This window comes from Edwardsiella sp. EA181011 (assembly GCF_000800725.1).
GTDB lineage: Bacteria > Pseudomonadota > Gammaproteobacteria > Enterobacterales > Enterobacteriaceae > Edwardsiella > Edwardsiella anguillarum.
In genome coordinates, this window is sequence record NZ_CP011364.1 from 2690197 (window position 1) to 2712020 (window position 21824).

General features: G+C 57.7%; 14 protein-coding genes and 2 pseudogenes. 4 read left to right on the forward strand and 12 right to left on the reverse strand.

What is annotated here, in order from left to right:
• Positions 1-14: 14 nt before the first annotated feature.
• The 4 genes from iolG to QY76_RS19335 all read right to left on the reverse strand — a co-directional run bounded on the left by iolG (position 15) and on the right by QY76_RS19335 (position 5168).
• The gene (gene iolG / locus QY76_RS11795) at positions 15-1010 is read right to left on the reverse strand and encodes an inositol 2-dehydrogenase (RefSeq protein ID WP_045428302.1); all 996 of its coding nucleotides are present in this window, start codon (positions 1008-1010) and stop codon (positions 15-17) included.
• A gap of 276 nt (positions 1011-1286) precedes the next feature.
• A complete protein-coding gene (iolD, locus tag QY76_RS11800; RefSeq protein WP_034163494.1) occupies positions 1287-3212 on the reverse strand; it encodes a 3D-(3,5/4)-trihydroxycyclohexane-1,2-dione acylhydrolase (decyclizing) in 1926 nt (641 codons plus the stop codon).
• Between the two features lie 11 nt (positions 3213-3223).
• Entirely contained in the window at positions 3224-4729 is a 1506-nt protein-coding gene (locus QY76_RS11805) for a CoA-acylating methylmalonate-semialdehyde dehydrogenase (RefSeq protein WP_045428299.1), read from the reverse strand.
• Positions 4730-4901: 172 nt separating this feature from the next.
• Entirely contained in the window at positions 4902-5168 is a 267-nt protein-coding gene (locus tag QY76_RS19335; RefSeq protein WP_045428296.1) for a hypothetical protein, read from the reverse strand.
• On the opposite strand from QY76_RS19335, the gene QY76_RS18010 reads away from it, so the two are divergent.
• Complete coding sequence (locus tag QY76_RS18010; protein ID WP_235439488.1) at positions 5076-5360, forward strand: YadA C-terminal domain-containing protein; 285 nt, start codon at positions 5076-5078, stop codon at positions 5358-5360. The two genes, QY76_RS19335 and QY76_RS18010, sit on opposite strands and share 93 nt — an antisense overlap.
• Here the strand turns inward: QY76_RS18010 and QY76_RS11815 are convergent.
• The 4 genes from QY76_RS11815 to QY76_RS17425 form a co-directional block, all read right to left on the reverse strand.
• Positions 5278-6723: an HlyD family type I secretion periplasmic adaptor subunit gene (locus tag QY76_RS11815; RefSeq protein ID WP_158409691.1), complete on the reverse strand. Its 1446-nt coding sequence runs from the start codon at positions 6721-6723 to the stop codon at positions 5278-5280. The genes QY76_RS18010 and QY76_RS11815 overlap by 83 nt on opposite strands.
• Position 6724: 1 nt before the next feature.
• Complete coding sequence (locus QY76_RS19340) at positions 6725-6943, reverse strand: hypothetical protein (RefSeq protein WP_235439388.1); 219 nt, start codon at positions 6941-6943, stop codon at positions 6725-6727.
• Positions 6940-8910 (reverse strand): ABC transporter transmembrane domain-containing protein, encoded by a 1971-nt coding sequence (locus QY76_RS11820; RefSeq protein ID WP_235439389.1) that lies wholly within the window; start codon positions 8908-8910, stop codon positions 6940-6942. Before QY76_RS11820 ends, QY76_RS19340 begins: the two co-directional genes overlap by 4 nt.
• An 89-nt stretch (positions 8911-8999) precedes the next feature.
• Positions 9000-12227 (reverse strand): glycosyl hydrolase family 18 protein, encoded by a 3228-nt coding sequence (locus QY76_RS17425; protein WP_158409692.1) that lies wholly within the window; start codon positions 12225-12227, stop codon positions 9000-9002.
• Between the two features lie 869 nt (positions 12228-13096).
• Between QY76_RS17425 and QY76_RS11830 the strand changes: the two genes are divergently transcribed.
• Positions 13097-13942: a MurR/RpiR family transcriptional regulator gene (locus tag QY76_RS11830; protein WP_034165868.1), complete on the forward strand. Its 846-nt coding sequence runs from the start codon at positions 13097-13099 to the stop codon at positions 13940-13942.
• Between the two features lie 204 nt (positions 13943-14146).
• On the opposite strand, the gene QY76_RS18975 is transcribed toward QY76_RS11830, so the two are convergent.
• The 4 genes from QY76_RS18975 to QY76_RS11845 form a co-directional block, all read right to left on the reverse strand.
• On the reverse strand, positions 14147-14290 hold the full coding sequence (locus QY76_RS18975) for a hypothetical protein (protein ID WP_156119379.1): 144 nt from the start codon (positions 14288-14290) through the stop codon (positions 14147-14149).
• A gap of 24 nt (positions 14291-14314) precedes the next feature.
• Positions 14315-16357: a carboxy terminal-processing peptidase gene (prc, locus tag QY76_RS11835; protein ID WP_034165867.1), complete on the reverse strand. Its 2043-nt coding sequence runs from the start codon at positions 16355-16357 to the stop codon at positions 14315-14317.
• Between the two features lie 19 nt (positions 16358-16376).
• Positions 16377-17081, reverse strand: a complete 705-nt coding sequence (gene proQ, locus QY76_RS11840; protein ID WP_034165866.1) for an RNA chaperone ProQ — start codon at positions 17079-17081, stop codon at positions 16377-16379.
• 101 nt (positions 17082-17182) lie between these two features.
• Complete coding sequence (locus QY76_RS11845; RefSeq protein ID WP_034165865.1) at positions 17183-17674, reverse strand: GAF domain-containing protein; 492 nt, start codon at positions 17672-17674, stop codon at positions 17183-17185.
• A gap of 298 nt (positions 17675-17972) precedes the next feature.
• Between QY76_RS11845 and yebS the strand changes: the two are divergent.
• Both yebS and QY76_RS11855 read left to right on the forward strand, forming a co-directional pair.
• Positions 17973-19216 (forward strand): annotated as a pseudogene (gene yebS, locus QY76_RS11850) (membrane integrity lipid transport subunit YebS).
• Positions 19176-21814 (forward strand): annotated as a pseudogene (locus QY76_RS11855) (MlaD family protein). The pseudogenes yebS and QY76_RS11855 overlap by 41 nt, the downstream one beginning before the upstream one ends.
• Positions 21815-21824 lie beyond the last annotated feature (10 nt).

Sequence of the window (21824 nt, forward strand, 5' to 3'; positions counted from 1 at the left end):
TGTAAGGGACGTTATCACGCTTCGTAGAGGGAGATCTCTCGCTGGCTGAGCAGTGACTCCAGTGCTTTATCTGCCAGATACAGCGCCTGTTCACCGTCATCGCCGCTGCATTCAGGCACCGCCTCGCCGTGCAGAACAGCGACAAAGTGCTCCCATTCCGCGGCATAGGCAGCTCGGTAACGCTGCAGGAAAAAGTGCTCGGGCAGCGCATGGGTAGCGCCGTTTGGACCATAGTGCTGCACCTGGTTTTCCAGAATATTACCCACGCAGAGCAGCCCTTCGGAGCCGTGCAGCTCAAGGCGCTGATCGTAGCCATAGGCCGAGCGGCGACTGTTAACGATGGTCGCCATCGCACCGGAGGCATACTTAAGCACGATAAAAGCGGTATCGATATCGCCCGCGGCGCCAATGGCCGGATCAACCAGATTGCTGCCCTGGGCGTACACCGATACCGGCTCTTCGCCCATGATAAAGCGTGCCATATCAAAATCGTGGATGGTCATGTCGCGGAACATACCACCGGACACCCGCACATATTCCGCCGGCGGCGGCGATGGGTCGCGGGAAATAATCACCAGCGACTCCGGCGTACCGATACGCCCGGCCAGCACATCGCTTTTCACGCGGCGGAACTGCGGATCGAAACGACGGTTAAAACCGATAAACAGAGGAACGTCGTACTTCCTGACCACCTTCAGACAGTCACGCACCCGCGCCAGATCCAGATGGACCGGCTTTTCGCAGAAGATGGCTTTGCCGTGGCGGGCGGCCAGCGCAATCAGATCCGCGTGGGTGTCGGTTGCAGAGGCGATCAGCACCGCGTGTACGTTGGGGTCGGTCATCGCCTCATCGAGGCCCTGCTGGCGGGCCTGATACTGCGTGGCCAGACGCGTGGCAAATTCATGGTTGGGATCGACGACGGACCATAGCGTCGTCTCTTGGTGGATGGCGATGTTAGCTGCGTGTACCTGACCTATACGGCCAGCGCCCAGTAAAGCGATGTTAAACATAGCGGCTCCTGGTGTGGGTGAATACGGTGAACTAACGCACCACAAATAAAACATTTATTTTATTTTAATAAAAAGTGAAAATTATGTTTTTGCGCTAAAGTTAACATTTTTTCAATGAACACGACAAATTATGCTATCAAAATCACAACATTTTGCATGCGTCAGTCGGTAAAAGAGAGGATGCGGCAGCAACTGCCGCCTGCACCTACTCCCTTTTGACGAGTGGGCGATGAGGAAAAGAGAAAATGGAATAAAAATTTCGCCACGCTGGCAAACTCAATACTGACGAGCGCTTTTCACCCGCGCCTGCGTCTGCTCCGCCGCGTCACGTACCGCGGGCGATGTTGCAACCTGTGCATCGCCGGTTCGCCACCAGGCGGCATAGTCGTGCGTCATGGTCTTCGGCAATACCTTGATATCGATAAGCGTCGGCCCAGGATGCTGCTGGGACTCCGTCAGCGCCGCCAGCAGACTTGACTCATCGTGTACCCGCCACGCACGGCAGCCGTAGCTTTCGGCGTTCTGCGCGAAATCCACCTTCACCAGCGGACCGTCCAACCGCCCGGTTTGTGGATTACGCCGACGGCTCTCTGTACCAAAGCTGCTTATGCCGTGCCCCATCTGCAGGTTGTTGATACAGCCAAACCCGGCGTTATCAAATAGCAGCACGGTAATCTTAATTCCCTCCTGCACTGCCGTTTGCAGCTCAGAGTGCAGCATCATGTACGAGCCGTCGCCCACCATGGCATAGACCGGCTGCTGCGGCATGGCGAGCTTAGCGCCAATGGCGGCGGCAATCTCATAGCCCATGCAGGAGTAGCCATACTCCAGATGGTAGCTGTCGGGCGTCTTCACCTGCCACAGCCGCTGCAGATCCCCCGGCAAAGAGCCCGCCGCACCGACTACGATGGCGTCCTCTTCAATATGCTGGTTGATAAGCCCCAGCACCCGCGTCTGGGTCAGACGGGTGTTGAGCGTCTCGCCATATTCACCCAGCTGCGCATCAAGATGCCCGGCGATTTCAGGCGTATCATCGGGCGACCATGTCCGCGCCCACAGGCGGCGGCATTCGCTGCGCCAGGCCGCCATCGCCCGGCAAACCGCATCGCCCCACTGACTTCGGTAATCGGTAAGCGTTGCCGTCAGCGCCGAAAGCCCTGTACGGGCATCGGCCACCAGCGCCGTGGCGTCGAGCTTGAGTGCGTCGAACTCCGCGACGTTGATCAGCAGGAAGTCGACGTCAGGATGGGAAAACAGCGCCTTCGAACCGGTGGTGAAATCGGTCAGGCGTGTACCGACGCCGATCACCAGATCCGACTGCGACGCCAGCTGATTCGCCGCCAGCCCGCCGGTAACGCCAATACCACCGAGGTTCAGGGGATGATCACTTGCCAGTGCGCCTTTTCCAGCCTGCGTTTCGGCAAACGGCAGCTGCAGCGTCTCGACAAACTCGCGAAACGTATCGTGAGCGCCCGAGTAGCGAACCCCGCCACCGCACACCACCAGCGGCCTGCGCTTGCGGGCAATCAGTGCCTGCGCTATCGCCAGACGCTGAATGTCCGGCGGGCGACGTTCAATGTAATGCATGCGGCGGGCGAAGAAGCTTTGTGGGTAATCCCAGGCTTCGCCCTGTACGTCCTGCGGCAGACAAATCGTCACCGCGCCAGTGGCCGCCGGGTCGGTGAGCGTACGCATGGCATTCAGCATCGCGCTCATCAGTTGCTCCGGGCGGTTGATCCGATCCCAGTAGCGGGAGACCGGACGAAAGCAGTCGTTAGTGCTGATGCTCAGATCGTGGAACTGCTCGATTTGCTGTAGCACCGGGTCCGGCTGGCGGCTGGCGTAAATATCCCCCGGCAGCAGCAGCAGCGGAATGCGGTTCGCCGTGGCGGTGGCCGCCGCCGTCACCATGTTGGCCGCTCCCGGGCCGATCGACGTGGTAACAGCAAAAATACGCAGGCGGCGGTGCTGCTTTGCGAACCCGGTCGCCATGTGTGCCATTCCCTGCTCGTTGCAGCCCTGCATGACCTTCAAGTGACCCACTTCCTGCTCCAGCGCCTGCCCGATACCGAGCACGTTACCGTGGCCGAAAATTGTCGCAATGCCTTCCACAAAGGGCGTCTCCAGCCCATCGACACAGACATATTGCTGATTCAGAAATTTGATCAGCGCCTGCGCCATGGTCATACGTTCGGTTTTCATGCCCCCTCCTGTCAGCCCAGCGTCGGCATGGAAAACGCGGCGCCGGTATCCTGTTGCATCTCAGGCCAGCGGGCGGTAACGGTCTTCATCCGGGTATAGAAGCGTACACCGTCATTACCGTGAACGTTGAGCGGGCCAAAAATAGAGCGCTTCCAGCCGCCGAAGCTGTGAAACGCCATGGGAACCGGGATCGGAACGTTGACGCCAACCATCCCCGCCTGAACCTCATCGCAGAAGCGGCGCGCGCAGCCGCCGTCACGGGTGAAGATAGCCGCACCGTTACCGTATTCATGACGGTTAATCAGTTCCACCGCGCTGCCGTAATCGGCAACGCGCACCACGCAAAGCACCGGGCCAAAAATCTCTTCCCGGTAGATGTCCATGTCGGCGGTCACATTATCGAATAGCGTAGGGCCGACGAAATACCCCTGCTCATACCCTTGAGTGTGAAAGCGGCGGCCATCGGCGCGCAGCGTCGCACCCTGCACTACGCCGCTGTCGATATAGCCCAGCACCTTGCTGCGATGGGCGGCGGAGATCAGCGGCCCCATCTCATTTTCCGGCGTTTGGTCGAGCCCCGGGCCGATCCGCAGCGCGGCAATCTGGCTCGCCAGCCGCGCGCATAACTCATCGGCCACTCTATCTCCCACCGCCAGCACCACGGAGAGCGCCATGCAGCGTTCACCCGCCGCACCGTACGCGGCGCCCATGATCGCGCTGGCCGCCATCTCCATATCCGCATCCGGCATCAGGATGCAGTGGTTTTTGGCCCCGCCCAGCGCCTGACAGCGTTTGCCGTGCGCAGATGCGGTCTGATAAATATATTCAGCCACCGGCGTCGAGCCGACAAAGCTCACGGCCTGAATGCGCGGATCCGCCAGCAGGAGATCAACGGACGCCTTATCGCCCTGCACGACGTTGAACGCACCGTCCGGCAACCCGGCCTCCTGCAGCAGTTTCGCCAGCGCTAGCGCCAGCGAAGGGGCTTTTTCTGACGGTTTAAGCACAAAGGTGTTGCCGGTCGCCAGCGCAATGGGGAACATCCACATCGGCACCATTGCCGGGAAGTTAAACGGCGTGATCCCAGCGCAAACGCCCAGCGGCTGCATCAGCGAGTGGCTGTCGACGCCGGTGCCCACGTTGGCAGAGTGTTCCCCTTTTTGCAGGTGCGCTATCCCACAGGCGAACTCGACCACTTCAAGACCGCGAGTCAGCTCCCCCACCGCATCTGAGTACACCTTGCCATGCTCTTCGCTGATCAGCCGGGCCAGCGTATCCATGCACTGCTCAAGCAGCGCTTTAAAGCGAAACATCACCCGCGCGCGCTTTAGCGGCGACTGGCGAGCCCAGGCAGGGAATGCCCGTGCGGCGGCGGCAATGGCCTGTTCTGTTTCCTGCGCCGTACTCATCGCCACTTGGCGGATCTGTTCCCCTGTGGCCGGGTTAAAGATCGCCTGCACGCGCTGGCCTGAACCAGTGACGCTCTCGCCATGAATAAAATTCGCTACCGTCTCCATCCTGCACCTCTCACTATTGATATGTGGCTGTGACCCGGACACCGTACATAAAATAAACATTTCATTTTAGCGGAAAACAAAACAAAAATTGATTGTTGTGATCAAGGATGTGTTTTTATGTTAACGACATGAATCACGCTGACCAGCCGCGTTATTGGGGACAGTTTGGATATCAAAAGTTATTGTACGCGGAGGCTGTTTTTTGACCTTTCGGCTTTAGCTGATCTCGGGCGCCGAAACTTACCGGAGGCCGGTACCCCATCATCTGGGTGCCATACAGCACCAGATAGACAATAACCGCCATAAGATGCGACAGATTGCCGCCAAGGATGCTGGACTGGCCGGGCTGTTTCAGCCCGACACTGTCGGCGGATTTAATGCCAGCGCCGCACGGGGATGCTATAAGGATCAACACGCTGTCTCCGTCGGGATGGGGCATCGCTTTCCCCATCGGCTGACGGCCAAAGCCGACGCTGCCTTTAATGATAACGCGCTGGAGTACAGTGTGGGGATCAACTACGAATTCAACGGAGCCCCGCCCCCGGCCATCAGCGCTCCCGCAATGAACTGGAAGTCAGGTCATAAATCGGCGATACCAGATAATCAATCAGACGCCGGCGATCCGTTTTAATCTCGACGCTCACCCCCATTCCAGACACCAGACTGATCTGTTGGTTATCGACCAGAATATGATCCTGCTCCAGCGCAACCGTCAGGGGAAACACCAATCCCTGAGTACTTTGCCCGCCACCCGTTTTGGTGTTACTGCCAAGACGGGTGGGATCCATTTGCACCTGCTGTGCATCTGCTGCCGGGATGGCATCTTGGGAAATATGCTGTACCACGCCATTCAATGTGCCATAGCGGGTGTAGGGAAACGCATTGATTTTTACATCGACATGCTGTCCCGGCCGAATAAAGCCAATATCCTGATTGGGGACATAGGCAATGATTTCCAGTCGGCTGTTGTCCGGCACAACACGCATGAGCTCTTCACCCGGTGTCATCACCTGCCCCTGTGACACCAGGCTGGATGCCACAATCGTTCCGTTGATCGGGCTTTTGAATGTCATCAGCGCCAGCTGCGCCTCCCGCTGGTTCAGCTGCTCCCGCAGACTGTTGCTTTGCTGCTCAAGCTGCCCAATATTTTTCAGGTTTTCAGAGATAAAATCATGGCGAATTTTCAGCAATGCGATATGCAGAACGTCCCGGGCGGCCTGAATATCGTGCAACTGAGCCAGCGTAGACTGCAATGTACTTTTGGCCTCTTTGACATCCGTCAATATCTGTAACCAGTCATCCTTGGCGACCACCTGTTTTTCCACCAGGGTCCGCCGGATCTGCAGGCGCTCATTAAGTGTCTCAATCAGGCTTTTTTGGCTCGCAATGGTTGCCTTCATGCCCTGTTCACGGGTTTTATTTTGCGCCAACTGCGCACGTATATTCTGTAAGTCCGTATTTAACTGCGTCAGCTCTCCATGCATGGTACTGGTTTCACGGAGTTTAATTTCCTCCGGCAGGGCCGGCTGTGCCGGCCATTCGACGGTAAAATCCGTTAGCGCCCGAGCCTCCACCGACAAATCCCGGGCTAGCCTGTCCTGGGTTTTTCTGCGCCATAACTCTGCATAAAAGGAGGAAAAATTATAGAGGGTATCGTTGTATTTCGCCTGGCTATCGGCGGCCTCCAACAGGGCTACCGTCTCTCCCTCACTGACGCGATCCCCATTTTTCAGCAGGATCTGGGAAACCTTTCCGGTCACCTCCGATTCAATCACCTTAACGTATCCCTGCGGCTGAACTTTCCCCGGCGCCGTGGCTATGACATCGATGCGACCAAAGAACGACCAGACAAACGCCAGAACCGTAAATAGACACAGCGTATATAACAACTGGACCCTGATCGGTGAGGGCGGAGATTCTATCACCTCAATAACTGAAGGCAAAAAGGCCATGTCATCCGTAAAATTCTTATTTCTCCAGTTTAATAATTTCACGTTACGCTTCCCCGACAATGGACGCATCATCAACGCCATACTGGCTGTTTTGCAATGACCATAAGTGGAAATAAATACCTTTGGCGGTCATTAATGCAGCATGAGGCCCCTGTTCGACAATTCTTCCCCGCGCCATGCTAATAATCCTGTCACATTGACGCACCGTCGATAAGCGGTGTGCAATAATAATGACCGTACGCCCCTCCACAATATATTTCATGTTTTCTCTGATGATATTTTCACTTTCATAATCAAGGGCACTGGTTGCCTCATCAAAAATAAGCACGGATGGATTGGTGGCCAGGGCCCGGGCAATCGCAACACGCTGGCGCTGCCCCCCGAAAGATTTCCGCCCCGCTCCTCAATGATCGAATCATAGCCCTGGGGCAGCGTAGAGATAAACTCATCGGCTCCAGCCAATTTTGCAACCCGGATAACATCCGCCCGTGACATTCCCGGATTGGCAAAGGCAATGTTCTCATGGATTGTGCGATTAAACAGAACATTTTCCTGTAGCACCACCCCAATATTACGGCGCAGCCAGGAAGGATCGACATTATTCATTTCAATCCCATCAATGAATATCTTCCCCTCCACCGGCATATACAACCGCTGGATCAGCTTGGTCAGCGTTGATTTCCCCGAGCCGGATGCACCGACAATACCAACCACTTCTCCGGCCTTGATCTCCAGATCGATATCCCGAATGACATAATGATCACTTTTCCGATAGGAAAAACAGACACTCTCCATCCGGATATGACCCTGTAAGGGAGGAAGTTTACCCTGTTGCGTTTGAATAAACTCCGGTTGGTTATTAATGATATCGCCAAGCCGCTCAACAGAAACCTGCGTCTGCTGAAAATCCTGCCAGAGTTGCGATATTCTCAGAATCGGCTGCACAACCTGCCCGGAGATCATATTGAATGCGATCAACTCCCCTACCGTTAACTCTCCACCAATGACAGCGGCGGCCCCAAATGCCAAAATAAATATTGAAAATATTTTATTGATAAGCAAGATTGAATTCTGCCCGATGGAGGTAAGCTGGGAGGCCTCAAACGAGGTGTGAACATAGTGTGCCAGGCGCTCCTCCCACTGTTTGCGGAACATCGGCTCCACCGCCGAGGCCTTGATTGTCTGAGCCCCGACCACAGCCTCGACCAAAAACTTCTGGCTTGCCGCATTGGCATAGAACTTATCGTCAATCCGTTTTTTGATCGACGGGCGCAAAATCGCAGAGATGAGGACATACACCGGAATACTGACCACGGTGATCATCGCCAGCGTCCAGGAGTAAAAAAATAAAACACCAATAAAAATAAAGATGAAAAATAAATCGATAGCAGAAAAGAGCGCCTGTCCGGTAAAAAAATTACGGATATTCTCCAGCTCACGGATACGCGCAACGGTGCTCCCGGCACTGCGTGACTCCAGATAGCTCATCGGCAGGGAAAACAGGTGATGAAAGAGTCGGCGCCCCAACTCCACGTCAATCCTGTTAGCCGTATGGGCTAATACATATGTCCGCAAATAGCGTAATATGACATCAAACACCCCCACGACCAGCATCCCAATTGCGATGACAACCAGCGTTTCATAACTTTTATGCACCAAAACCTTATCGATAATAATCTGGAAAAAAAGCGGGCCGAGCAGGGCAAACATCTGAATAAAGAAGGATGCGACAATAACGTGCGTCAGCGGATTTTTATAGCGCTTAATAGTCGGCAAAAACCAGCGGATAGAAAAGCCGCGGGGATCGCGGCCTGCTCCCATCATGTGTCGCTGAACCAGCACCACATGTTCCCCCAACTGGGCCAGCACAGAATCTTCATGCTCGTCAAAAACTTTACGTCGGACCGGATCAAAAAGCCTGAAAACCCCATTTTCATTTCTGTCTGTAAGAATATACCAACATCTATTTTTAAGCTGAATTAATGATGGCAGCGGGATTTTTCTGATCCTTTTGAGCGTCACCCCCGTTATCACCCGGGCTTTCATTTTTATCATTACTGCCGCCCGGACAATATCGCCGGGCACGACTCCCTGCGCTTCCAGCCCCAGTTCCCTTATCAGAAATACCGGATCGGAGGCAATATTATAAAACTGTGACACTGTACATAGAGCAACCATTTCCTCACCAGGAACATATTCCCTGGAATTATCATTTATTTTTTCTCTCATTATTAATTCTTAATCGAAATTATGTGTAACGCCGCCGAAGCGGCGTTAGTGAAAAAAAGGCGGAAATAACTCCTGCCTAAAGATAATGATTAACCTGCAAATGCCTTGGCAAAATCATGATCACTCTGCTCCAGTCCGCGGGCCAAACTAGTTGCCCATGACTGATCGGATGCAGTGCCGTTATCCTGCCCGATGGACCGCCCGATATCTGCATTGGAGTCGGCGTAGTCCGCCAGCTCCGCCGCATCGGCCAGCGTGAAGATTTCATTGCTGTCATCATTCACACCGATCATCGGCGTAGTGCCGCTGCCGTCCATACCGATATCATGCATCTGAGACAGCGTAGAGTTAGCTGCAGAAATAGCCGTATCCTCCATATCCGGACTATTGTTATGCAGGCTGTCATAGGCGCCGCCGTAATCCATAGCCATTATGTTGACAATATCAATACGGGCATGGCTATCAACGGCGCTCTGCAGCAGATTCCCCCCATCCAGATTCAGCCCCGCCGGCAACACCGGCAGCGTATAGGAGACATCCAGCATCGGGTTATTACTCTCCAGAATGGTCATCTCCTGCATCACGGTATAATCGCTGGGCGCCGTGCCCGGGGCTGCCGCATCCACCGCCGGCTCTACCGGAGCCACCAGAGCGCTCTCCAGGGCCGTCACGCTGCTGTCCGGACTTACCGCTCCCTGATCTGGGGTGCTGACGGGCACCATGGCATCCGCCCCGCTGCCGCCGAGGAGTCTGGCAAAATCATAGCTGCCCTGCTGCAGGCCGCTGGCCGAACTGCTGGCCCATTGCTGACCAGCGCCGCTACCGTTATCCCGCCCGATGGACCACATGGACAGGCGACCGACATCCGGATTACCTTCGGCATAGGCCACCAGCTCGGTGGCGTCCTCCAGATTGAAGATCTCCACATTGACATCGTTGACACCGATCATCGGCGTGATGCCGACCTTGCTGTCCACCAGACCCACACTGCGCATCTGTGACAGGGTGGCATTGGCCGCAGAAATGGCCGCATCCCCCATATCCGGGCGGTTGTTATGCAGGCGGTCGTAGGCGCCGCCGTAATCCATGGCCATTACGTTGACAATATCAATACGGGCATGGTTATCAACGGCGCTCTGCAGCAGATTCAGCCCATCCAGAGTCAGCCCATCCGGCAACACCGGCAGCGTATAGGAGACTTCCAGATTCGGGTTGTTGGCCCCCAGAATGGCAATCGCCTGATTGCGCATATCGACGGATTTTTTGTCATTCAGGGCTGCCCCCTCGATGTCAAAATCGATGGAGTCCACCTGATACTTATCGATGGCACTCTGATAAAGCGCTGCCAGCTCTTCGGCGCTGGAAGCCCCTATCGCAGCCTCAGTGCCGTTGGCGCTGTCCACCAGACCCACACTGCGCATCTGTGACAGGGTGGCATTGGCCGCAGAAATGGCCGCATCCCCCATATCCGGGCGGTTGTTATGCAGGCGGTCGTAGGCGCCGCCGTAATCCATGGCCATTACGTTGACAATATCAATACGGGCATGGTTATCAACGGCGCTCTGCAGCAGATTCATCCCATCCAGAGTCAGCCCATCCGGCAACACCGGCAGCGTATAGGAGACTTCCAGATTCGGGTTGTTGGCCCCCAGAATGGCAATCGCCTGATTGCGCATATCGACGGATTTTTTGTCATTCAGGGCTGCCCCCTCGATGTCAAAATCGATGGAGTCCACCTGATACTTATCGATGGCACTCTGATAAAGCGCTGCCAGCTCTTCGGCGCTGGAAGCCCCTATCGCAGCCTCAGTGCCGTTGGCGCCACCGAAGGAGAGGGTCACCCGGCCACCGGCCTTTCTGAAGGCGGCAATGCCACCGGCAAAGTCGGTCTCGGTTGCCACCGGCACCACCCCGCCCCATGACAGACCACCCACGCCATCAGACACCATAAAGGCCAGGGTAAATTCGCTGGCACCGGACTGCTGGCTGATGGCGAGCAGATCCGGGGTCGGCCAGGCCGTCATGTCCACGTAAGGGGTAAACTCATAAGAACTGCCATCACGGGGCATCACGGTATAATCGCTGGGCACCGTTGAGGCCGGGCTGCCTGACGAGCTCCCCGCCGGGGCGGACGATACCGGGATGATCTCCCCGTTGCCACCGGCGTTGAAGATGGCCGCAGACCATGCGCTGATCGCCGAGCTGTCCAGGGCAGAAATGTCTGACATGTCCATGTCGGCCAGGGAGACGCCATCCAGAATATAGGATTGCTGATTACCATCAATGGCAATGACAACAGAGCCGTTCTCCTCGCTGATGGAAAACTCGCCGCCCTGCATCCAGCCAAAATCCAGACGATCCGTTGCCGGGTTAAACTGAAGGTGCGTGGTGGAGCCCCAATTGTAGGCAATCTGGATTACCGTGCTTTCGCCGCTGACCGCCGGGGCAGGATCACTGCTCCCTACGCTCTCAGGCTGCGGAGCCGGTACGGCCTCTGGCACGGTGACCGGTGCCGGGACACTATCTGCAGCCGGAACAGCAGCGATATCTGCCACGGGAGGCGCGACCACCGGAGCAACCGGTGCGGCGGGTTCGCTGCTGCCACCGGCGTTGAAGATGGCCGCAGACCATGCGCTGATCGCCGAGCTGTCCAGGGCAGAAATGTCTGACATGTCCATGTCGGCCAGGGAGACGCCATCCAGAATATAGGATTGCTGATTGCCATTGATGGCAATGACAACAGAGCCGTTCTCCTCGCTGATGGAGAACTCGCTGCCCTGCATCCAGCCAAAATCCAGGCGATCCGTTGCCGGATTAAACTGAAGGTGCGTGGTGGCGCCCCAATTGTAGGCGATCTGGGTGACCGTGCTTTCACCGCTGACCGCCGGGGCAGGACCACCGCTCTCTGCGCTCTCAGGCTGCGGAGCCGGTACTGCCTCTGGCTCGGTGATCGGTGCCGGGACACTATCTGCAGCCGGAGCCGCCGGAACAACAGCGACGTCTGACATGGGAGGCGCGACCACCGGGGCAACAGATGCGGCGGGTTCGCTGCTGCCACCGGCGTTGGTAATGGCCTCCGACCACACCGCCACAGCAGAGTCGTCCAGCGCAGAGATCCCGGAGATCTGCATATCCGCCAGCGATACGCCGTCCAATATATAGTATTGCTCGTTGCCACTAATCGAAATGACCACCGAGCCATCAGATTCACTGATAGAGAACTCACTGCTCTGCATCCAGCCGAAATCCAGCCGATCGGTTGCAGGATCAAACTGGATATGCGTTGTGACTCCCCAGTTATAATTTATTTTTTGCACTGACATAACGTCCTCAACTATATAAGATATCGTATTGTATTTTTCACACATTTCATTTGGCATCGCTATGCAATAAACGCCACATAAATAATTTAATTAATAATTCAAATACAAACACCGTATAGCATATGTAAATTATTTGAATGATGGCTTTAATTACACGCTATGACATTATTAGCAAACAGAAAAAAGAAACCTAATCTAATAAATGAAGCAAAAAATTTCAAAGATAAAGAGTGCATGATTAAATCAAGCCAGATCATCACGTTACGTGGTGTTTTCTCTAACGTCATAATTTTATCCCCTTTGAAAACATAGATACCTCCATTTTAAATGGAATACAGCAAAAATATTAATGCCCGTGTGGATACAAACCAGATAATCTGGCAACTTTAATGCAAACAGCCAAAACAATGCCCTGCCAAGGTGCAATATCATTACAATGAGCAAAGAGGAATAAGAGCCTAATGGGATAGGTTCTAAAACTGTCATTCAATATTAATATATATAACGCCCACTGCCGTCATGCCCGGGAACAGGCTCACCGGCGCACAATACAGGCAGGGGAAATTCACAACTGAAAGGAAAAACGACGATCACCGCCTCCTACCGACATGGAGAGTCCCCCTGGTTTGGCGGCGTATGGGCCCGCAATGGCAGGAAAAGCCATACTGACCTGCTCCCCGCTGATTAACACACCGCAATGTGAGTAATGTCGTCATCAGTCACATGAGCGCATCCCCATGAAGAGGCGATTTTGGGCGAATCACGACTGAAGTCACTGTTTCATTTTGATCTGTTCTGGATGAGCAATATTTAAAAAATACGCTGTAGCGTTTAGAATCAGAGAACTACGCTATGGGGGTAAAATGACGACAGCATCCAGCCTGAATGAGCTACAGCAACAGATCCGCGACCGCTACGATAGCCTAAGTAAAAGACTGCAGCAGGTATCCCACTATGTGCTGGACAATACCAACAGCGTGGCCTTCGATACGGTTGCCGTCATCGCTGAACGCGCCGGGGTGCCGCCGTCAACGCTTATCCGCTTCGCCAATGCCTTTGATTTCACAGGATTCAATGAAATGAAACAGCTGTTTCGAATGAACCTGATGGAGGAGACCGCCAGCTACAGCGACCGCGCGCGGATGTTCCGTGAAATGGAGAGCGAGGCCGTACCGGAAACGCCGCTGGATATCCTGCAGGAGTTTGCCCGCTCCAACGCCCAGGCGCTGCAGCATTTAGCCGCCCGCGCCGAGCCGGAGATGCTACAGCGAGCAGTGGCGCTGCTGGCAGAGGCCGACACCATCTACATCGTCGGATTACGCCGTTCATTCAGCGTTGCCGCCTATTTAACCTACGCGCTGAGCCACCTCGACTGTCGTCCGATCCTGCTCGACGGCATGGGCGGGATGCTGCGCGAGCAGATCAATCGCATCAAGTCACGCGATATTGTGGTATCCATTAGCTTCTCCCCCTATGCAGAAGAAACCGTGTTAGTCAGCGAGACCGCCGCCAGCGTGGGCGCTCAACAGATAGTCATTACGGACAGCCAGATTAGTCCGCTCGCAACCTTTAGCGATCTCTGTTTTGTGGTGAAAGAGGCGCAGGTGGATGCGTTTCGCTCCCAATCCGCCACGCTGTGCCTGGTGCAGTCGCTGATAGTGGCCCTGGCGTATCAGCTGGGAGGCTCGCAAAACCGGCGCTCTGTATAAAGCCGGACATTTGCATGCGCTACGCTCGCAGAGTCGACATGTCCTTATAAACGTATCATGACGTGATGAGGCTTATTCTGCACATTTTGGAAGCGACATCCTAAGGGATTGTTATCGGCAATACCGTGTTTATTTCGCGAACGATATCAAGAAATCTGGCCGTGAAAAATCAGCGGCGCTGAATTCCATATGATGATATATCGATCAGAAAAAAGCTGTCTTACGCAGAACTACGCCCTCAAAGAAATAGCTTTCAATATATTGCCGCCAGCCTTCCGTTGATTTGGCGAAAGCGACGGTCGATCGCAAGACAAAAAAAGGCGCGACCTGCGGCGCGCCTTTTTCCATCAGACCTTTCAGCCCGGCTTACCCCTACTCCTGAGCCTGCTGTGCGCTTTTCTGCTCCAGCAGGGCCAGGTCTTCGGCGATTTTCACCGTCTCATTCAGGTAGGGATCCGGTTCCTGATAATCCTTAGGAATATCATCCAGCGAGGCGATCGGCTTCTTGCCCTCCAGCTTCAGCCGGGCGTTGATCCGCTGCAGGCGAATAGCGTCGTCGTCCTTGTTCTCCTTTTCACGCTGTGCGTAGTTCAGAGAGACAATGTTACGACGCGCCTTCAGCGCCTTGTAGTGCGCGATATCCTGTTCGATGTACTGGAACTCGGGATCTTTAGCGATACGCGCATCGTGCAGCACAATCAGCTGCGGATCAAAGCGCTGTACATCGCCGGCCTTATTATAGGCGGCGGCGTTGATGCTATCCCACGGCAACGCGTTATCCTCAAAGCTCTCGCCGGTGTCCGCCGGATCGACGCCGGTCGGCATCACGATGTCCGGCGTCACCCCTTTCCGCTGGGTGCTGCCACCGTTGATGCGGTAAAACTTCTGGATGGTGTACTGCACTGACCCCAGATCCGGCCACTCTGGACGCAGCATCTGATCGTAAATGCGGTTCACTGACCGGTACTGCTGTACCGTCCCTTTTCCGAAGGTGGGCTCACCCACGATCAGGGCGCGATCGTAGTCCTGCATTGCGGCGGCGAAAATCTCGGAGGCCGAGGCGCTGAAGCGATCGACCAGCACCACCAGCGGCCCTTTGTAGTAGACGACGCCGTCGGTATCGTCGTCCTCACGCACCTTGCCGACGTTATCGCGCACCTGCACCACCGGCCCGCTGGGGATAAACAGACCCGACAGAGACACGGCCTCCGTCAGGGCGCCGCCCCCGTTGCCGCGCAGATCGATAACGATGGCGCTCACGTGCTGTTTCTCCAGCTTCTGCAGCTGAACCTTGACGTCCTCCGTCAGGCCGACGTAGAAGCCGGGAATATCCAGCACGCCGATTTTATGACCGTCCACCGTTTTGACACTCATCTTCACGGCGCGATCTTCCAGGCGGATGCGTTCGCGGGTCAGGGTGACGATACGGGTTTTGGTGCCTTTCCCCGCCGGCAGGATCTCCAGGCGCACCTTGCTGCCCTTCGGCCCTTTGATCAGGGCGACCACGTCATCCAGACGCCAGCCGATCACATCGACCATCGGTTTGCCCGGCTGGGCGACCGCCACGATGCGATCGCCCACCTTCAGCACCTTGCTCTTGGCCGCCGGACCGCCGGCCACCAGAGAGTTAATCTGGGTATAGTCATCCTCTGTCTGCTGCAGCACCGCGCCGATGCCCTCCAGCGACAGACTCATGTCCGTATTGAACTGCTCGGTATTGCGCGGCGACAGATAGCTGGTATGGGGATCGATCTCACGGGCAAACGCATTCATAAACAGCTGGAAGACATCCTCGCTGTTGCCCTGGGTCAGTCGCTTAATGGCGAACTGATAGCGTTTGGTCAGGATCTTCTGGATCTCCGGCCAGTCCTTACCGGCCAGCTTCAGGTTCAGCGCGTCATACTTCACCTTGGCGTACCAGAGCTTGTCCAGCTCGGCGACGCTGGTCGGCCACGGCGCCTTGCTGCGATCGACGTCGATGGTGTCGCTGCCGTCAAAGTTCATCGGCTTTTTCAGCAGCGTCAGGGCATACTCATAACGCTCCAGGCGGCGCTGCTGAGACAGGTTGAACAGCGCATAGGCCGTATCCAGCTGACCGCTGCGCAGCTCATCGCCCAGCTTGCTTTCGCGATCGCGGAAGCGGGCGATATCCGATGCCAGAAACACGTTGTGGTTATAGTCCAGCATGTTCAGGTAGCGGTTGAAGATTTTCTTCGAGAAGTCTGCGTTGAGGTCAAACTGGCGGTAATGGGAGCGGGTGAAACGTGCGGTAACACGTTCACTGACCGTTGCATGCTGAGGTTCCTGATGCAACTGGGGCAGCTGAACGGCGCCGCTGACGGCGTCATCCGCTGCAAAAACGGTACCTGCAAACAGCGACAGGGCGATTGCCGATACCCGGAAAAAATTGTTCATGCCTGGGTTGGCCTCCGTATCAGAACTGCAAGTGTTCTGTGCGTACAATCATTGCCAGACCGTTAGACAGCTGGACACGTACACCGTCTTTGGTGATCTCGAGTACGGATGCCTCCATGGCATGCTTACCGGCGCTGACCTTCACGGTTTGCCCCAGATGCAGCTGTTCCAGCGAGGTCACCGGGGTGCTGCGCTGTTCCGTGGTCTCGCTCTTGGCGCGCGGTTTGCGCTCCTGCGTAGCCTTGGCGGCACGCGGTTTACGCACTTCTTTACTGCCCTGCTCAGCGTCACGGCGCACGGTGGGCTTTTTACCCGCCGGACGCGGACGGCGCGGCTCGCGCTTTTCGCCGTTTTCGGCGGCTTCGCGCCTGCGGGCGTCACGCTGTGCCTGGACCCGGGCCTTGGCCTCTTCCAGCTGCTGACGGGCATGCTCTACGTGCTGCTCGTCCAGCACGCCGCAGGCGTTGCCATCCAGATCGACACGCTCTGCACCCAGTTTTACCCCGTGCAGGTAGCGCCAGCTGGATGTGTAAAGGCGGAGTGCTGAACGTAGCTGAGTCTTGCTCAGGCCGTTTTCTTCCCCCTGCATCCGCGCAACCAGATCCTGAAAGATGCCGATCTTTAACGGGCGGGCTTCACCCTCGGTGCTGAAGCACTGAGGGAAACGTTGGGCCAAAAAGGCGATGACTTCTTTACTACTGTTCAACTTTGGTTGATTTTCCATGAAATTTCCTGATTACAACGGGTTTGCCAACCAGCGATGGCATGAACAGGCGACATTATAATGAGGCTACCGCCAAATGCCATGCCATCAGCACCACAACCTTAAGCAAAAGTCACAAATTTTGCCCAGTCGCAGTGCTCCAAGTGCTGGCAGAGCGCGTCCACTACGCTTTTCAGGCCTTTTTCATCGTCCTCGTCGAAGCGCTCAAACTGTGTGCTATCGATATCCAGCACCCCGATCGTCCGTCCTCCGACCACCAGCGGCAGCACGATCTCCGCATTGCTCTCGGCGTCACAGGCGATGTGGCCATCGAAACGGTGCACATCCCCAACGCGCTGTATCTGCCCCGTGGCGCACGCCGTACCGCAGACCCCTTTTCCCACGGGAATGCGTACGCAGGCCAGCTTGCCCTGGAACGGCCCCAGCACCAGCGTCTGCCCATCCAGAAAATAAAAACCGGCCCAGTTCACCGCAGGCAGGCGCTCATACAGCAAGGCGCTCACGTTAGACAGCGTGGCAACCGCGTTGAACTCACCGCTGCAAAGCGCGCTCAGATCGCGAGCCATATCAGTATAAAACGTATCTTTACTCATGATTCTCTCAATGACGATAGGATCCCATTAGCCTGCGCGGGCATGCCTCCCATAAAATAAGCATTAAATGCGACAACACACAAGCAAAAAGCCGAATAGCGTCGTCTTATGCGCTAACACCATGTATATTTACGCTCGGGACATGTCCCGTAACGGGCCGTGAGCGTCGTCACCGCGCACCGTTACGGGACACGCCCTAGCCCGCGCTACTGTTGTACACAGCTTCTCAGCCAACCATGGGACGATAGATGCGCTATCCGCTTACCCGGCAACGCCACCCATTTCCGGTATTAATGGCATGACTCGCCGAGCCGGCGTCCTGACGCATCGCCTGCGCTGCCCGGAGTGCGATGCGCTGTGTCGCCTCCCGGCGATCGGTGCGCACCAGTCCGCCTTCTGTCCGCGCTGCGACGCCCGCCTGTATGATGGCCGGGACTGGCCGCTGCCCCGCCTTGCAGCGCTGGCACTCACCCTGCTGGTGCTCTTGCCGCTGGCCCTGTTTCAGCCGCTGCTACAGATCCATCTGCTGGGCGTCACGGTGCAGGCCAGCGTCTGGCAGGGCATCGGACAGATGGCCATGCAGGGCGAGATCCTCACCGCCGGCATGGTCGCCTTCTGCGCCATCGTGGCGCCGCTGCTGCTGCCCGCGCTGCTGCTGGCGCTGTATCTCGGCCAGCGGCTGCGCCTGAACCTGCGTCCGCTGCTGCTGCTGCTCTCCCTGCTGCGCCCGTGGATCATGTTGGATATCTATCTGATCGCGCTGGCCGTCGCCGCCATTAAGGTCCGCGAATATGCCGCCGTCGATCCCGGCCCCGCGCTGTTGGCCTATATCGTCGCCACCCTGCTGACCCTGCTGCTGCTGATCCATCTGAACATCGAACAGCTGTGGCGACGCCTGTACCCGCAGCCGCCCCAAAGCGCGCCGGACAGCGCGCTGCTGCTGTGCCACGCCTGTCGCCATACGGCTCCGCCGGATGCCCACGGACACTGCCGGCGCTGCCGCCTACCGCTGCACCGCCGTCAGCCCCACAGCCTGCAAAAAACCTGGGCCACCCTGATCGCCGCCGTGATCATCCTGCTGCCGGCCAACCTGCTGCCCATCTCGATCCTATACGTCAACGGCGTGCGCATCGAGGACACCCTGCTCTCGGGAACCCTCGCCCTGGCCAAGGGGGGAATCTGCCGATCGCCGCTATCGTCTTTATCGCCAGTATCCTGGTGCCCTTTATCAAGGTGGCGGTCATGCTGTTCCTGCTGCTGGGCATACACCTGCGCCGCGGGGGCAGCCTGGTGCGGCGCATGCGCATGCTGCGGCTGATCACCTGGATCGGCCGCTGGTCGATGCTGGATCTATTTGTCATTGCGCTGATGATGTCGCTGATCGATCGCGACCAGCTGTTCTCGTTTACCATGGGCGCGGCGGCCTTTTATTTCGGCGCCGCGGTATTTCTGACGCTGCTGGCCGTGGAATGGCTGGACAGTCGACTGATATGGGATGCACATGCCACAACCGACGCCAACGACACAGAATACGCCCAATAACGCGATCGTCAGGCACAAACGCCGCCTGTCGCCCTTCTGGCTGCTGCCGCTGGTCGCGCTGCTGACCGCAGGCTGGATGGGCTATACCACCCTGCAAGGGCGCGGTGAAACGGTGCTGATCACCTTTCAATCCGCGCCCGGTCTGGTGGCCGGACGCACGCCGGTGCGCTTTCAAGGGGTCGAGGTGGGCACGGTCAGCAAGGTCAGCGTCACCCCGGATCTGAAGCGCATCGAGGTCTCCGTAAACATCCAGCGCAGCATGAGCAATGCCCTGCGCCAGGGGACCCAGTTCTGGCTGGTCACGCCCAAGGCCTCTCTGGCGGGGGTCTCCGGGCTGGACGCGCTGGTCGGCGGCAACTACATCGCCATGCAGCCGGGCGACGGCGCGCCGCGCCAGCGCTTTATCGCCCGCGATGAGCAGCCCAGCCTCCATCCGGGGACCGATGAGCTGCTGCTGCACCTCCGCGCGCCGGACTTAGGCGCGCTCAGCAACGGCTCGCCGGTCTATTACCGCAAGATACCGGTCGGCAGCGTCTATAATTATGCCCTCGACGACGCGCGGCAGGGGGTGCGTATCGATGTGCTGATCGAGCGGCGCTTTGCCCCGCTGGTCAAGGAGGAAAGCCGCTTTTGGAATGTCTCAGGGATCCGCGGCGACGTCAGCCTGTCCGGCATATCGCTGCAGGTAGAGGGTCTCGCCGCGCTGGTCAACGGCGCCATCGCATTCGACTCCCCGCCGGCATCCTCCCCGGTACGCCCCGGCGCCAGCTTTCCCCTCTACTCTAACCTGGCCAGCAGTCAGCGCGGCGTCAGCGTCACGCTGGCGCTGCCCGGCGGCGAGGGACTGCAGGCCAACCGTACGCCGCTGCTGTACCAGGGCGTACAGGTCGGCATGCTCACCGAGCTGGATCTCAACGCCGATGGGCGAGTCAGCGGCACCCTGGCCGTCGATCCCAGCGTCAGCGACCTGCTGCGCAGCCAGAGCCGCATCAGCCTCAGCGCGCCCGGCCTCACGCTCAGCCGGCTTAATCTAAGCCAGCTGTTCAACGGCAGCGTCCTCGAGCTTCACCCCGGCGACGGCGAGCCGCTGCGCCACTTTACCGTCCTCCCCGCCGCCGACGCGCTGCTGCAGGAACCGGGCGCGCTGCGCCTGACCCTGAACGCCCCCCAGAGCTACGGTATCGACGTCGGCCAGCCGCTGCGCCTCAAGGGGATCCGCGTTGGGCAGGTCACCGGGCGCGAACTGCGCGACGACGGCGTACAGTTTGAGGCCGTCATCGCCCCGCCGTACCGACACGCTATCCATGCCGACAGTCGCTTTGTGGTCAACAGCCGCCTCGGCCTGCAGCTGGGCGTCGATGGCCTGGCGGTGACCGGCGCCGCCCCGCAGGAGTGGCTCGAGGGGGGATCGCGATCCTGCCCGGCCAGCGCGGTAAGGCGCTGAGCCACTATCCGCTGTTCCGCGACGCCGCCGCCGCCCGCGATGATATCCGCGGCGAGCAGCCTCCGACGACCTTGACTCTGCACGCCGCCGCCCTGCCGGATATCCAGCCCGGGTCGCCGGTGCTATATCGCAAATTCCGCATCGGCGAAATCGCCGCCATCGCCCCGCGGCGCGACGGTTTCGATATCGCCCTGTATATCCAGCCCGCCTATCGCCACCTGGTGGGAGGACAAAGCGTATTCTGGGCCGAGGGCGGCGCGCGGGTGCAGCTCAACGGCGGCGGTCTGACGGTCGAGGCCGCCCCCCTTGAACGCGCCCTGAAAGGCGCCATCAGCCTCGATAACCTCAGCGGCGTAACGCCCCCCGCGGGCGACCGGCGCCCCCTCTACCCGAATGAAACCGCCGCCCGCGCCGTCGGCGGCCAGATCGTTCTCTCAACCTATGACGGCACCCGCCTCTCGCCGGGCATGCCGATCCGCTACCTGGGGCTCGACATCGGTCAGCTGGCCTCGCTCAGCCTCAGCGCCGATCGCCGACAGGTATTGGCACAGGCGGTGCTCTACCCGGAGTATGTCGATGCCTTCGCCCGTGCGGGAACCCGCTTTTCGCTGGTGACACCGCATATTTCAGCCGCCGGCGTGAGCAACCTAGAGGCGCTGCTGCAGCCGTTCATCAACCTGGAGCCAGGCAGCGGCAACGCGGCCCGACGCTTTGAACTGCAGGATGCGACGCTGAGCGATGCGCGCTATCTGGACGGGATCAGCATCGCGGTCGATACCCCGGACGCCGGTTCACTGCAGATCGGCACGCCGGTGCTGTACCGCGGCATGGAGGTGGGAACCGTCACCGGCCTGACCCTGGGCAACTTGGGCGATCGGGTGCAGGTGGCGCTGCGCATTGGCCGCGCCTATCAGCGGCTGGTGCGCACCAATAGCGTCTTCTGGCAGGCCTCTGGCTATAATCTGGCGTTCGGCCTGACCGGCGGCGTGGTCAAGACTGGAACGTTCCAGCAGTTCATCCGCGGCGGCATCGCCTTCGCCACGCCGCCCTCAACGCCGCTGGCGCCGGCCGCGCCGGCGGGAACCCACTTTTTACTGCACGAGAATCCCCCCGATGATTGGCAGCGCTGGGGAACCGCCATTCCCCTGCGCTGAGGCGGCCGAC